The sequence below is a fragment of the Sphingobacterium sp. 2149 genome, assembly GCF_031455655.1.
Taxonomy (GTDB): Bacteria; Bacteroidota; Bacteroidia; order Sphingobacteriales; family Sphingobacteriaceae; genus Sphingobacterium.
The window spans coordinates 236,264-251,046 of record NZ_JAVDTD010000005.1 but is presented as its reverse complement, the minus strand read 5'-3'; the positions used below and the strand labels follow the sequence as shown (position 1 = coordinate 251,046).

Below are 14,783 nucleotides of genomic sequence, written 5' to 3'. Positions count from 1 at the left end.
TTGAGCATGGCGATTCGCGTAATTATTAGTGGAGGGGGGACCGGCGGACATATTTTTCCGGCGATTTCGATTGCAAATGCTTTGAAGGCAATGGATCCTTCAAATGAAATATTATTTGTGGGTGCTAATGGCCGGATGGAAATGGATAAAGTACCAGCTGCTGGATATCGTATTGTTGGACTTGATATCCAAGGGATCAATAGAAAGCAACTGTGGAAGAATATTTTTTTGCCGTTTAAGCTGATGAAAAGTTTGAATAAGGCGAAAAGTGTAATTAAAGAATTTAGACCTGATGTAGCTGTGGGCGTAGGAGGTTTTGCTTCGGGTCCATTGTTAATGATGGCTAATAAATTGGGTATACCAACAGTTGTGCAGGAACAAAATTCCTATGCAGGGGTGACCAATAAAAAAGTTGGAGCAAAAGCCGCAAAGATCTGTGTCGCTTATGAAGGGATGGAGCAGTTTTTTCCTGCTGACAAAGTATTGATCACGGGAAATCCGATAAGACGCGAGTCTATTGCGATAGCGGGTAAAAGGGAGGAGGCATTGGCCTTCTTTGAGTTGGATCCGCACAAGAAAACAGTTTTGGTACTCGGAGGTAGTCTGGGCGCTAAAACATTAAACGAAAGTGTGCTGGCCTATCTCAGTGAGTTAAAGAAACAAGAAGTTCAGCTGATCTGGCAATGTGGTAGTTTTTACGTAGAAAAGTTAATGGAGGAGCTTGCAGGGGGACTTCCAGAAAATGTTAGGATGATGGCTTTTCTCCAGCGCATGGATTATGCTTATGCTGCGGCTGATTTAATTATTAGTCGGGCCGGTGCAGGAACTATCTCGGAACTTTGTGTGGTCGGAAAACCTGTTATTCTTGTGCCGTCTCCCAATGTCGCTGAAGATCATCAGACTAAGAATGCGATGGCATTGGTCAATAAAGAAGCAGCACTTTTGGTTAAGGACAGTGAGGCAAAAAAGGATTTGATACCCGCTGCTTTAGATTTATTAAATGAAGCCGATCGTGTTGCGCGATTAAGTGAAAATATTAAAAAACTCGGTAAGTTGAATGCTGATGTACAGATTGCCGAGGAGGTGTATAAATTGATTAATAAAATATAGAGGAAGCGTATGAATCTAGATGCAATAAAACAAGTATACTTGATTGGAATAGGTGGGATAGGGATGAGTGGTCTTGCGCGCTATTTCAAGCATTTGGGCTGTGAGGTGAATGGCTATGATCGAACAGAAACCGAATTGACTAAAACATTGGTCAATGAAGGTATTGCGATATCATATCAAGATGATGTCGATACGATTGATACTATTTTTCATGCTCCTAAAACAGAGACATTGGTCATTTTTACACCGGCAATTCCGAAAGATTCGAAGATCAAGGCTTTTATGGAATCGCAGGGACACATTCTTTATAAGCGGTCTCAGGTGCTGGGGATCATCAGCGAAAGTCGATTTACGGTAGCCGTCGCCGGTACACATGGTAAGACGACTACCTCTACAATGGTGGCACACGTATTGAAGGATTCGGGTTACGATTGTTCTGCATTTTTAGGTGGGATCAGTTCTAACTATGGTACCAATGTGCTTTACGGTGATAACAATACAGTTGTGGTTGAGGCTGATGAATTTGATCGTTCATTTTTGACACTTCACCCCAATATCGCAATCGTAACTTCTTCTGATGCTGATCATTTGGACATTTATGGCGATCGGAGTCATTTGCTTGAATCGTTTCAATTGTTCTTGAATAAAGTCGTTGAAGGGGGAACACGTATTATAAAAAAAGGCCTCGAGTTTGCGGGGCAAATCAGTTATTCAGGCCATGAAGTCGCTGATGCATATGCTTCCAATGTGCATGTACGCGATGGAGAGTTCTTTTTTGACTACCAAGATACCAATGGACGGATAGATGATATTCATCTGGGTATCCCTGGTATCCACAATGTTGAAAATGCAGTAGCTGCGATTGCAGTAGCACGTTTACTTGGGATTGCAGACGGCGCTATTAAGAAAGCATTGACGACATTTAAAGGCGTGAAAAGAAGGTTTGAATATATTGTTCGTCGACCTGGAGCTGTGTATATTGATGACTATGCACATCATCCAGAAGAACTGCGTGCATTTTTGACTTCGATGCGAAAATTGTATCCGACTCAAACGTTAACTGTTGTCTTTCAGCCGCACTTATTTACGCGTACGCGCGATTTTGTCGACGGTTTTGCAGAGGTGTTATCCATGGCAGACAATCTGTTGTTAATGGAAATCTATCCAGCTCGGGAGCTTCCAATTGAAGGCATAAACTCCAGTTGGTTATTGGATAAAATTACGGCTGAGGAAAAGCGCATTGTGACTCCCGAAGAGGTCTTGGAATTTGCACGCAATGAAAAGCCAGAGCTGATTGTTACAGTGGGGGCGGGTGATATTGACAAATTGGTTAAACCGTTACAGACAATTTTGGAGCATGCTTAAAAGATTACGTGACATACAATGGAATCGTGTACTGTACTTTACGCTTTTTTTTATCGGTGTAATAGTCGTCGTCGTGATTATGAATATTGTGGGTAAACGTGATGAACAACAGCTTTGCAAAGATATAAAAATTGTTATTGAAGGAACCGAGGCGTTTATAGATCAGGCAGATATCTCCAAATTGATCGAACAGAACTACGGTAGTTTTGTTGGAAAGAAAGTAAATGGAATCCCTTTTCAGAAGGTTGAAAAAACCTTGCGTAAACTACCTTATGTTTCCAATGCCAGTATACATGCTGATATGGATGGTACGATTAGAATTAATATTAGTCAGCGCGAGGCTGTGATGCGGGTTATCAATAAAAATGGAAAAGAGTTTTATGTCGATCCTAATGGTTTAAAGATACCGACAACGTTGAAATATATCCCACACATTATGGTTGCTACCGGCAACATCGCTGAAGGATATAATGAAGCACTTGATACCATCTCAACCCCATTGGTTAAGGATTTGGTGAAGGTTGTTGAATTTATAAAAAACGATGAGTTATGGACTAATCAAGTGGTGCAGATATATGTTAATGGAGATAAGGATATTGAACTTGTACCACGCATAGGGACGCAACAGTTGATTGTTGGATCGGCAGATTCTTTAGCACAAAAATTTGAATTATTAAAGACCTTTTATACGCAGATCATGCCAAAGGTGGGTATAAACGCTTATGGTGTTGTCAACGTAAAATATAGCGGTCAGATTATCTGTGAAAAGCGTGGGAACTGGAGTTTTTCGGATGATCAAACAAAAAAAATAGCAAATAATACATTATAGTAATACAGCAACAATACAGGAAATTATGAACTCAAAGGCAGCAGAAATTGAAAGAGAAAACCCAATTATCGTGGGACTCGATATTGGTACTACCAAAATTTGTGTTACGGTTGGGAGACGTAGCTCAGGAAACAAAATTGAATTATTAGGTGTGGGGAAAGCTGATTCTGCTGGTGTAAGCCGTGGAGTGGTGGCTAATATCCAGAAAACTGTGGGAAGTATTTTAGAGGCTGTCGAGATAGCCGAAGCACAGTCTAATGTGGATATTAAAGTAGTGAATGTGGGAATTGCTGGCCAACACATCAAAAGTATTCAACACCGTGGAATATTTACCAAAACTGATGGTGATGATGAAATCGTTCGACGCGATATTGAACGATTGATTTCGGATATGTATAAACTGGTACTGCCTCCAGGAGAAGAAATTATACATGTTCTACCTCAAGAGTTTACGGTAGATAACGAACCCGGTATTCGCGAACCAATTGGCATGGCTGGTCGTCGTATTGAAGCGAATTTCCATATTATATCGGGTCGGGTAACTGATATTAAAAACATCAAAAAATGTATTGATAATTCCAATCTGGAAGTTGCAGAATTGATTCTCGAGCCTCTAGCGTCTTCTGAAGCTGTATTGGATGAAGACGAAAAAAATGCTGGTGTTGTATTAGTAGATATCGGTGGTGGAACCACAGATGTTGCCATCTTCCATGAGGGGATTATTCGTCATACTGCTGTAATTCCTTTAGGCGGTAATATTGTGACGGAAGATATTCGTCAGGGATGTTCTGTTTTGCGCTCGCAGGCTGAATTATTGAAAACTCGTTTCGGATCGGCTTTGGCTGATGAAAACAAAGAAAACGAAGTGATCTGTGTGCCAGGATTAAAAGGCCGTGAACCCAAAGAGATTTCGGTTAAAAATTTGGCTTATATTATTCAGGCTAGAATGGAGGAAATTATTGAACATGTATACTATGAAATCAAATCTTCCGGATACGAGAATAAACTGATTGGTGGTATTGTTATCACCGGTGGTGGTGCTCAATTAAAGCATTTAGTACAACTTGTTGAATATATTACCGGAATAGATTGTCGTATCGGATTTCCGAATGAATATCTTTCTAAGAATGAGGTTTTACCGAAACCGCTATTTGAAGAATTGAAAAGCCCGCTATATGCGACAAGTATCGGTTTGTTAATTAAAGGAATCCAATCCCATGAGGATGAAGAAGACAGCCGTAGAGAAATGCACGCCCCATCGAAAAAAGTGCAGACAGCTACTATGACGACAAAAGAGGTTTCAGAACAACAACAAAAAGAGCAAGGATTGCTATCATGGTTTAAACGTTTTATCAAAGATGGTAACGAAATCGATGATGCAACTTTTTTAGACAAAAAGTAAGTTTTCCACAATAGGCGAAGTTTTCCACAATTTAACAGATGTGGAAAACTTTTGTTGAAATTATATTATTATTACATTACATATAGTGGGTTTGGTTCATTTTGATATCATCTTCATTGTAAGTTAAATAGGGATAAGTTATGTCAATACAGTTTGAAATGTTAAAAGAACAATCTTCAATAATCAAGGTTATTGGGGTTGGTGGCGGTGGCGGCAATGCCGTAAACCACATGTATAAACAAGGAATTAGTGGTGTGGATTTTATCGTGTGTAATACTGATGCACAAGCATTAGAATTGAGCCCGATTCCAAATAAAGTTCAATTGGGGATAAGTCTAACCGAAGGTATGGGAGCTGGGGCAGATCCTGATGTCGGAGAAAATTCGGCGATCGAAAGTATTGAGGATATCAAGCGTATGCTTGGCACCAATACAAAGATGCTATTTATTACAGCTGGTATGGGTGGTGGTACCGGTACAGGTGCTAGTCCTGTGTTGGCCAAAGCAGCTAAAGAGTTGGGTATTTTAACTGTTGCTATCGTCACTACGCCATTTACTTTTGAAGGTAAACGTCGTCGTTCACAAGCTGAAGAAGGGTTGTCTGAGTTACGTAAATATGTAGACTCTTATCTTGTGATATCAAATGATCGCCTTCGTGAAATTTTTGGTAATTTAACAATGACTGCGGCTTTCGCGAAAGCTGATGATATTTTAACAACAGCTGCAAAAGGTATTGCCGAAATTATAACAATCCCTGGTTATGTAAACGTCGACTTTAAGGATGTGCGTACAGTAATGAACGACAGTGGTGTTGCCATCATGGGTAATGCTGTTGCCGAGGGTGAAGATCGTGCATTGCGTGCAGTGGAAGGTGCTTTAGCTTCGCCATTGTTGAAAGATAATGAGATTGAAGGTGCTCGCTATATTTTATTGAACATTACTTCCGGAACGAAAGAAGTAACGATGGATGAGGTTGCGATCATTACGGATTACATTCAGGAAAAAGCTGGTTTGTCAGCTGATTTAATCTGGGGTAACTGTATTGATGAGAACTTTGAAGACGAATTGTCAGTAACAATTATTGCCACTGGTTTTCAAACGTCTGAAGAACGTGATAAAGAACGTGAAAATACAAAGGTGTCCATGCCCTTAACTGCTGAACCGGCTAATTCTTTTATAAAACCTGTGTCTCAGGTGGCACCAAAAGAAGTTCCAGCTACGAATAGTTTCGTAACTCCGGTTCAACGTGTGGATACACCAGCACCTTCTACAAATACTTCTACTCCAAATAATTTGCAATCTGACTTGTTCACTTCGCCAAGAAATGCGGCACAACAACAGGTCGCTGTTGAGGAGCCTCAGGTTATACGTCATGATTTAGGGTTTGATGGTACTTATGAAGAGGAACCTTCATTTGGTGACAGTGATTTTCAATTGAAAACTTCGCCATCTGTGTTTCAATTCCAGATGCCAACAGTTTTTGATTCCTACACAGCTCCTTCTGCATCTGCATATGAAGAGAAACCTACTTTTTCATCAAGTACAACAAATGAGCAAGTAGAAGTTCCACAGGTGGAAGAAGAACAGGTTTCTTTTGAAGATCAGCTTGTTCGTACTAAAGAGCGCATCTTACGTCTTAAGGAATTGAGCATGAAACTAAAATCTTCCAATGGTCTACATGAGTTGGAAAATGAGCCTGCTTATAAGCGGAAACAAATGTCATTGGAAGATACACCGCACTCTTCACAATCACAAGTGTCTCGTTTTACACTTTCCTTTGAAGACGGAAATACTGAAATTAGACCGAACAATTCTTTTCTACATGATAATGTAGACTAATTGATTCACTATAAAATAACAAAAAGCCATCCAATCGGATGGCTTTTTTAGTATCTTTAAATACCGAAATAAGACAATTATACAAGCTATGACGACAAAATTAAATAACCCTGTATGGGTAATGAGTTCTGCATTTGATAAATTATCCTTACCAGAGTTGATTCAGACGACCAAAAGAATCGGAGCAGGGGGGATAGACCTTTGTGTGTTTAGAAAGGACGGTACCCGGGAAGATCATACTGCAACGCATTTAGACTATGACGATTTTACGCCTGCAAAAGCAAGGGAGATTATTGAGTTGTTCAATCAGGTTGACTTAAAACTTTCGCTTGGTGCTTTTGAAAATATGATTGGTGGGGATCCTGAGCAGCGGGTGAAGAATCAAAATCATTTATTAAAATTAATTCGTATTGCCCATCTGCTTGGCGGCGACGAAAATAATATCAAAGTGGGAACATTTGTGGGCTACAATCATGAATTGGGTAATCAAATTGATGGATTTCAAAAGAATCTTGAAGAATACAAGCGTGTATTTGCTCCCATTGTTGACTATGCAGAGAGTTTGGGCGTAACCATTCTTTATGAAAATTGCCCAATGGAGGGTTGGCGATCGTCACGTTATAGCTCAACCTATAACAATCTTCCAGCAGTGCTTGCTGCTCGTAAATTAATGTACGCGATGATACCGAGTAAGGCACATGGCGAGATCTATGATCCTTCACATGATGTCTGGCAAAACACAGATCCGATTGAGGTAATCCGTAATACGGATATTGCGCGTCTGCAGCGTATCCATGTGAAGACAACACGTAATTTACAAACGGCCGCACGTATTGATTGGGGCGGGATGTATCCAATGCAACATGTTGATATAGAATTGGCTAAAAAAGCCAATGTAAGTATTCCAGGGCACGACTGGGATAGACATCACTACGAAGCGATGTTGCCTGGCTTTGGCGGTTCTGACAGTATGGATTGGCGAGGATTTGTTGACCTACTACAAGAACGTGGTTTCAGCGGTCCGTTTGAGATAGAAAATGAAGCTAAGAATTCGAAAGATACAGGTGATTTCTCAGCTGCGGTTCAAGGATTCACTACTTGCCTCAATTTCTTAGCACCGATGTTATGGGATTTAGAAGCAGAAGTGGGGTACTCTTACAAGAAATGTGAGCCTTTAAAAGATTTAAATGTAAAAGATATTCCGGTTGTTACGATGGATAAGTTGAGCTGATATATTAAAAAAGCACTCCAACAACCTTATTAATTGTTGGAGTGTATTCTAAAAAGTTCGATCAATTCAGGGATATTGGAAACATTAAGTTTTTCGAATATTCTGCTTTTATAAGTGCTTACGGTTGATGGACTTAACTCCAATAATCCAGATACCTCAATGATGCCAAGTCCTTTGATTAGTTGCTTAGCAACATCCACCTCTCTATTTGACAAACGTGCCAAAGGGTTTAATTTCGTCAGTTCAGATTTACTTTGCGTCAGTTTCTGAATATATAGATCCTGTACGTTGCTCGACATATACTTGCCTCTATCCTGAATAGCCAAAATGGCATTCGAAAGTTCAGCCATTGCGGTTGTTTTATTGAGATAGCCTACCGCCCCAGCTTCAATATAGCGTAACGCATATAGCGATTCGTCATAAGACGAAAAAATTAAAATCTTGATGCTTGGACGAATTTGAAGGATTTCCTCAACAACGCGTATATTATTTCCTCCAGGCATGTTAATATCCAGCAATAATAGGTCGAAATCTTCTACCTTTATCTTTTCGAGAACCTCGTCAAAGGTTTCAGCTTGGAATATTTCTGCTTTCTGAAGAGTTTCTTTAATAATAACGGAGGCTCCTAACCGTACAATGCCATGGTCGTCTGCTATAAGAATCTTTTTCATAGATTTGCTATCTGATGCTGGGCTTTAATTACCGTATGAAATAATGTACGAACAATATACAATATATCTTGATATTTTACTAGTTAACGTGCAAATATAAGAAATTAAGTTAATAAAAATTAGCTAGCAGCAAGTTGAGCGTATTTTTGTGAATAAGGATATAAACTCAATTAATACGGGGTAATATTAGTTTAACGATAAAAAATTAGCATATTTTAATTAGATTTATGTGGCAATTACTAGCTTTGTTAATATTTATACACTAAAAAATTTAAATATGGGATTTCTAAAAGAGTTTAAAGAGTTTGCAATGCGCGGCAGTGTAGTCGATTTGGCTGTCGGTGTTATTATAGGTGGAGCTTTTGGTAAGATCGTTACCTCATTGGTCGACGATATCATCATGCCACCGATAGGGTATTTAACAGGTGGTGTTGATTTTTCATCTAAAAAATTGATTTTGAAGGCCGCTGATGAGGCTACAAAACAAGCAGAGGTATCTATTAATTACGGAAATTTTATCAACGTAGTTATTCAATTTTTAATTGTAGCATTCTGTATTTTTTGTGTTATTAAGGCTTTAAATTCGTTAAAACGTAAGGAAGAAGCAAAGCCTGCGGCACCAGCGGCGCCAACTAAGGAAGAAACACTGCTGACAGAGATCAGAGATATTCTAAAAAATAAATAGTGTCAGGTATTCTAAAAAGCAGCGCATTCGGACCGTGGTGTTTTTTTATTTTGTGAAACATTGAAAGTTGTTTTTTTTAGCTGTAGCTGAATAGATTAGCCTGCTTACTGCATATTAACTTTAAATGTTCTGAATATTGTTTGTTTTTGTCTAAAATAAACTTTACTTTTGCATTCCTCTTGGGGAGTTTTGTATTAATTGAAGTAAGAACAAATTAGCATAATAGCGTCATGAAAAGAACATTTCAGCCATCGCAAAGAAAAAGAAGAAACAAACACGGTTTTAGAGAGCGTATGAGCTCTGCAAACGGTAGAAGAGTATTAGCTTCACGTAGAGCCAAAGGTAGAAAACGTCTTACAGTGTCTGACGAATACCGTCACAAAGGTTAATCTTTGACCAAGATCGGTGGCTACTTATAAGAGCTTTTTCTAAATAAGATTAAGTCATCGTATGAAAAATACATTTACAAAAGAAGAACGGTTATGTGCGAAAAGGCGTATTGATACGCTTTTTAAAAGCGGTTCTTCTTTTGTTTTGTATCCCTTTAGAGTTGTTTTTATTTTTGATAAAAACAATATAGCTGACCATGCCCCTTCTTGTCAGTCTATAATTTCTGTATCCAAACGTAGGTTTAAAAGAGCAGTTGACCGCAATTCAATTAAGCGGATGATGCGTGAAAGTTACCGTTTGCAAAAATCGAATGATTTGATTCCATTTTTGTTGAAACATAATGTAACTTTGTATTTAGCTATTCAATATGTGGGCAAGCAGATCTTAGCATATGATGTGTTTCGTGTCGCAATGAATAAAATGCTGAAAAAATTGCAGGATGAATGTGCTGAAGCTTATTTGGAAAAAGGGGATTAGCCCTCTGTTTAGTTTTATTTTCTTAATTATTATTCGTTTCTACCAAGTTTTTATTTCGCCATTTTTAGGCGCCAGTTGTCGATATACGCCTACCTGTTCTCAGTACGGTAAGGAAGCTATTATAAAATACGGTCCTTTTAAAGGTGGTTGGATGGCTTTGAAACGAATAGCACGTTGCAACCCCTGGGGTGGTCACGGGCATGATCCTGTACCTTGATTTCTATAAAGACGATGAATAATTTAATTTTACAGATAGATACATCAACCACTGTATGTTCGGTTGCCCTGAGTGAAAACGGTCAAACATTACACGTTATCAATCTCGATGAACCAAATGCACACGCAGCCAAACTAACTATTTTGATCGAGGAAATTCTCAAACAAACAGGTCGAAAGATGCAGGATTTGAGCGCGGTGGCGGTGAGTATGGGACCGGGTTCTTATACTGGACTGCGTATAGGAGTGTCTACCGCCAAGGGGCTCTGCTATGCCTTAGATATTCCGTTAATTGCTATTAATACATTGGAGGCTTTATTTCTCGGGTATAAAAGTCAATTTGGTGTTACAGTAGGTGAGGCCTATCTTCCGATGCTCGATGCACGCCGTATGGAAGTCTATACAGCTGTTTACAATCACGATGCTGCCTTGGTAAGGGCAACCTCAGCGGAGATTATAGATATAGAATATTTCAATGGATTGTTGTTAGACTACGATCGTGTCCAATTGTTTGGTTCGGGAGCTGATAAATTCGAAACTTTGTTCAGTTCAACGGAGCGAGTCAATATCTTGAGTGGTTTCAAAGATTCTGCGGCTTTTTTATCACCATTGGCATTTGAAAAATTTGAACGAAAGCTATTTGAGGATGTTGCTTATTTTGAGCCATTCTATCTTAAAGATTTTGTAGTGACTACTGCAAAGAAAAAGGTTGGCTTATCATAACCAACCTTTTCTTTTGAACCAGAGATAAATCGCAAGGGATATGGCGATCATGATCGCTATGGCGACCGGATATCCATAGTACCATTCGAGTTCGGGCATATTCTTGAAATTCATGCCATAAATTCCTGCAACAAAAGTAATGGGCATAAAAAATACCGAGAAAATTGTGAGGATGCGCATGATTTCGTTGGTGTGATTGGACGAGATATTGAAATAAACATTCAGTAGCTGAGCTACATTTTCAGATAAGTTTTCATATAATGTCGCTGTTCGAATCTGTAGATCTTTAAGATCCCGTGTGTATACATCCTTTTTTGAAGATGAATGAAAATGCTCAACAACCTCTTTGTAGAGAAAGATCACTTTACGTGCGACATCAATCTGTCTTTTGATAAAATAAAGATTTTTCAGTACTGGCTGTTGTCTCATACGTTTCAGGAATATCAATTCTTCGTATGCATCGATGCGTGTTGAAAGTTGCTCCAGGGTTTGGCTAAAGGTAAATACAGCCGCCGTCGTGATAAATACGGCCAGTTTACGGCTGTTTTTTGTTTTGATGGATGTGAATTCAATATTCTTGAGCTTTTCTAGAAATTCGATGCGACGTTTGTGTACAGTAACGACAAAATCACTTCCGTAGAAGATGGTGAGGCGGTCGGTGATTTCTCCGATACTGTCTGAATTCTCTTTGAAATTGTCTGACATGACGCGGAGGATCACAAAGGTATAATTCTCAAATTCTTCAATTTTAGGCAGATGTTCTGGTTCTTTGGAGTCCTTAATCGAAGCTTCATTTAAATTAAAACGCTGTTTAATAAAAGTGAAGTCTTCTGACGTTGGCTCAGCTATATCTATCCATTCGTAGTTTGCGATTTCTTTTTCAACAATCGTTCTGATCATACATCTAATTTTATGAAAGGCAAGATAAGAAAGAAAATAAAAAAAGCCATCAACTCAGTTGATGGCTTCCTAAATTAGTGTAATCTTCTATTTTTTAGAAGATTTATATTCTTCGTTTAATTGTTTGATTACTTCATTGGTGATTTCCAAAGAAGGATCAGCATATAAGACTGTCGGATTAGTTTTTGAATAGGTCAATACTAACTTATATCCATTTTCTGCCGCATGTTTTTTTAGGAATTCGGTTATTTTGTTATAAACATTGTTGAATTCTTCAGACTCGTCTTTTGCTATCGAGGAAGACGCTGTCTGGTCCAAGCGTGCAAGCTCATCTTGTTTTCGTGCTAATTTTTGTTCCGTAGCCTGTCGATCAGCAGCCGACATTGTCGCTGCATTTTTTTGGTATTCGGCAACTTCACGTTGGAATGCAGTACTTTTGGATTGCAGGTCTGTTTGTGCTTTCTTTACTTTATTTTCAAGCTTTGATTTAATATCCTTAAAATATTGGTATTTTTCTGAAAGAGAATCGGAGTTTAAATAGACAATTTTATCTTTGCTACTTCCCTGATTTTCCTTGTTTACCGTATTGGAATCATTTTTTGCAGGCTCGCTTGCTGTTTTTGTACCTTGGTTACACGATGCAATCGATCCAGCCAACAAAAGGGCAAAGGACACTTTCGATACAATTGAAGATATAGTATTCATTTTTTTGTTTTTTTGCAAATTATTACTGAAAACAAACCTACCACAAAAAAATCGAAATTCTAGTTTTTAGAGTAAAAAAGTAAAATTATCCTATGTTCTGACAATTCCAGCTATCGGCTCGATACTTGTTTGTGGGCTTGATAAATCGGGCAAAATTTCGTATTTTTGAATATTACATTTAAGAGGTTTTCAATGAGCGAAGAAAATAAAAATGCATCCACCTATTCCGCCGATAATATCCAGGTATTAGAGGGTTTAGAGGCGGTTCGTAAGCGTCCATCCATGTATATTGGTGATACCGGTGTAAAAGGACTACACCATTTGGTATACGAGGTAGTTGACAATTCAATCGATGAAGCTGTTGCAGGGTATTGTACAGACATTTTTGTAACTATCCATAAAGATAATTCGATTTCTGTTCGGGATAACGGTCGTGGTATTCCTACAGGAATCAACAAAAAGGAAAATAAATCAGCCTTGGAGCTTGTGATGACAGTATTACATGCTGGGGGTAAATTTGATAAAGATACATATAAGGTTTCTGGGGGTTTGCATGGTGTAGGTGTGTCCTGTGTGAATGCATTATCTACTCTTCTGAAGGCCGAGGTTCATCGTGACGGGAAGATTTATCAGCAGGAATATCAAATTGGTAAGCCTTTGTATGATGTGAAAGAAGTTGGTGTATCAGATAAGACCGGTACAATTGTAACATTTCATCCAGACCCTACTATTTTCACGCAGACTACAGTTTATAATTACGATACTTTGGCAAATCGTCTTCGTGAGCTTGCATTTTTAAATAAAGGGGTGAGTTTGACGTTGAATGATGAACGCGAGACGAATGAGGACGGTTCTGAGAAAAAGGAAACATTCCATTCTGAAGGTGGACTTAAGGAGTTTGTTAAGTTTTTGGATGGAAACCGTCAGGCGTTAATTCCTGACCCGATTTATGTGGAAGGTATCAAGCAAGGTATCCCTGTTGAACTAGCTTTACAATATAATGATACGTATTCTGAAAATGTGCATTCTTATGTGAATAACATTAATACCATTGAAGGTGGTTCACACGTTGCTGGTTTCCGTCGTGGTTTGACACGTACATTGAAGGCTTACGCGGACAAGTCAGGTTTGCTTAAGAATTTGAAAGTTGAAATTACGGGTGATGACTTCCGTGAAGGATTGACGGCTGTAATTTCAGTGAAAGTTGCAGAACCTCAATTTGAAGGACAGACAAAAACTAAACTAGGTAATTCCGAGGTAATGGGGGCTGTAGATGTCGCTGTTGGGGAGATCTTGGGTGTTTATCTGGAAGAGAACCCACGTGAAGCGAAAGCTATCGTTCAAAAGGTAGTCATAGCTGCTCAAGCGCGTGCTGCTGCGCGTAAAGCCCGTGATTTGGTACAACGTAAAACCGTAATGGGTGGCTCTGGACTTCCGGGTAAATTGGCCGACTGCCAAGATAACGATCCAACGAAATGTGAGATCTATTTTGTCGAGGGTGATTCTGCGGGTGGTACAGCTAAGTCTGGCCGTGATAGAAAACATCAGGCAATCATGCCGCTACGTGGTAAGATCCTTAACGTTGAGAAAGCAATGGAACATAAGATCTACGAAAATGAAGAGATCAAAAATATGTTTACGGCTTTGGGTGTGAGTGTAGGTACTGCCGAGGATGCTAAAGCATTGAATATCGAAAAATTACGTTACCACCGTATCATCATCATGACGGATGCCGATGTGGATGGGTCCCACATTACAACATTAATCTTGACATTCTATTTCAGATATATGAAAGAATTGATTGAAAGAGGATATGTGTATATTGCAACGCCGCCGCTATATCTTGTCAAAAAAGGAAAGGAACACGAATATGCTTGGAATGAAGATCAACGTATCAATGCTATTCAGCGTTTGAAGGGAACTGGTAAAGAGGATAGTGTGCACGTACAGCGTTACAAAGGTCTTGGTGAGATGAATGCTGAACAGCTGTGGGATACGACCATGAATCCTGAAACGCGTACCTTGAGACAAGTAACTATTGAGAATGCAGCGGAATGTGACCGTATTTTCTCCATGTTAATGGGAGACGAAGTTGCTCCGCGTCGTGAATTTATTGAAAAAAATGCACGTTATGCTAAAATTGATATTTAATGTGAGTTTAGCTTAAAGGAATTGTACATAAATGAATAGAAAAAGCCTGATGAAATTTCTCATCGGGCTTTTTTTATTCATTTATATTTC

The 14,783-nt window shown here is 39.0% G+C and carries 15 protein-coding genes; 12 read left to right on the top strand and 3 right to left on the bottom strand.

Features of this window, described 5'->3' with window-relative positions; genetic code table 11:
• Positions 1-6 precede the first annotated feature (6 nt).
• The 6 genes from murG (at position 7) to J2X77_RS09420 (ending at position 7,775) form a co-directional block, all read left to right on the top strand.
• On the top strand, positions 7-1,110 hold the full coding sequence (gene murG / locus J2X77_RS09445) for an undecaprenyldiphospho-muramoylpentapeptide beta-N-acetylglucosaminyltransferase (RefSeq protein ID WP_209576653.1): 1,104 nt from the start codon (positions 7-9) through the stop codon (positions 1,108-1,110).
• 9 nt (positions 1,111-1,119) lie between these two features.
• The gene (gene murC / locus J2X77_RS09440; RefSeq protein WP_209576650.1) at positions 1,120-2,475 is read left to right on the top strand and encodes a UDP-N-acetylmuramate--L-alanine ligase; all 1,356 of its coding nucleotides are present in this window, start codon (positions 1,120-1,122) and stop codon (positions 2,473-2,475) included.
• The gene (locus J2X77_RS09435; RefSeq protein ID WP_209576648.1) at positions 2,468-3,304 is read left to right on the top strand and encodes a cell division protein FtsQ/DivIB; all 837 of its coding nucleotides are present in this window, start codon (positions 2,468-2,470) and stop codon (positions 3,302-3,304) included. The genes murC and J2X77_RS09435 overlap by 8 nt, the downstream gene beginning before the upstream one ends.
• A gap of 25 nt (positions 3,305-3,329) precedes the next feature.
• On the top strand, positions 3,330-4,706 hold the full coding sequence (gene ftsA / locus J2X77_RS09430; protein WP_209576646.1) for a cell division protein FtsA: 1,377 nt from the start codon (positions 3,330-3,332) through the stop codon (positions 4,704-4,706).
• A 140-nt stretch (positions 4,707-4,846) separates the two neighbouring features.
• Entirely contained in the window at positions 4,847-6,544 is a 1,698-nt protein-coding gene (gene ftsZ / locus J2X77_RS09425) for a cell division protein FtsZ (RefSeq protein ID WP_310080485.1), read from the top strand.
• 88 nt (positions 6,545-6,632) lie between these two features.
• Entirely contained in the window at positions 6,633-7,775 is a 1,143-nt protein-coding gene (locus J2X77_RS09420; RefSeq protein ID WP_310080483.1) for a sugar phosphate isomerase/epimerase, read from the top strand.
• A gap of 29 nt (positions 7,776-7,804) precedes the next feature.
• Here the strand turns inward: J2X77_RS09420 and J2X77_RS09415 are convergent, their stop codons facing one another.
• Positions 7,805-8,446, bottom strand: a complete 642-nt coding sequence (locus tag J2X77_RS09415) for a response regulator transcription factor (RefSeq protein ID WP_310080481.1) — start codon at positions 8,444-8,446, stop codon at positions 7,805-7,807.
• Positions 8,447-8,723: 277 nt separating this feature from the next.
• On the opposite strand from J2X77_RS09415, the gene mscL reads away from it, so the two are divergent.
• The 5 genes from mscL to tsaB all read left to right on the top strand — a co-directional run bounded on the left by mscL (position 8,724) and on the right by tsaB (position 10,937).
• Positions 8,724-9,131, top strand: a complete 408-nt coding sequence (gene mscL / locus J2X77_RS09410; RefSeq protein ID WP_209576639.1) for a large-conductance mechanosensitive channel protein MscL — start codon at positions 8,724-8,726, stop codon at positions 9,129-9,131.
• 230 nt (positions 9,132-9,361) lie between these two features.
• Positions 9,362-9,520, top strand: a complete 159-nt coding sequence (gene rpmH / locus J2X77_RS09405; RefSeq protein ID WP_075991291.1) for a 50S ribosomal protein L34 — start codon at positions 9,362-9,364, stop codon at positions 9,518-9,520.
• A 61-nt stretch (positions 9,521-9,581) separates the two neighbouring features.
• Entirely contained in the window at positions 9,582-9,998 is a 417-nt protein-coding gene (locus J2X77_RS09400; RefSeq protein WP_209576637.1) for a ribonuclease P protein component, read from the top strand.
• Positions 9,961-10,215, top strand: a complete 255-nt coding sequence (yidD, locus tag J2X77_RS09395; RefSeq protein WP_209576635.1) for a membrane protein insertion efficiency factor YidD — start codon at positions 9,961-9,963, stop codon at positions 10,213-10,215. Before J2X77_RS09400 ends, yidD begins: the two co-directional genes overlap by 38 nt.
• Positions 10,216-10,229: 14 nt before the next feature.
• Entirely contained in the window at positions 10,230-10,937 is a 708-nt protein-coding gene (tsaB, locus tag J2X77_RS09390) for a tRNA (adenosine(37)-N6)-threonylcarbamoyltransferase complex dimerization subunit type 1 TsaB (RefSeq protein ID WP_209576633.1), read from the top strand.
• Here tsaB and J2X77_RS09385 read toward each other — a convergent pair.
• Positions 10,932-11,837, bottom strand: coding sequence for a CorA family divalent cation transporter (locus J2X77_RS09385; protein WP_293884315.1), 906 nt, complete (start codon positions 11,835-11,837; stop codon positions 10,932-10,934). The two genes, tsaB and J2X77_RS09385, sit on opposite strands and share 6 nt — an antisense overlap.
• A gap of 87 nt (positions 11,838-11,924) precedes the next feature.
• Positions 11,925-12,542: an OmpH family outer membrane protein gene (locus tag J2X77_RS09380; protein WP_209576628.1), complete on the bottom strand. Its 618-nt coding sequence runs from the start codon at positions 12,540-12,542 to the stop codon at positions 11,925-11,927.
• Positions 12,543-12,734: 192 nt separating this feature from the next.
• Here J2X77_RS09380 and gyrB point away from each other — a divergent pair, with 192 nt between their 5' ends.
• Entirely contained in the window at positions 12,735-14,693 is a 1,959-nt protein-coding gene (gene gyrB, locus J2X77_RS09375; protein WP_209576626.1) for a DNA topoisomerase (ATP-hydrolyzing) subunit B, read from the top strand.
• Positions 14,694-14,783: the final 90 nt, after the last annotated feature.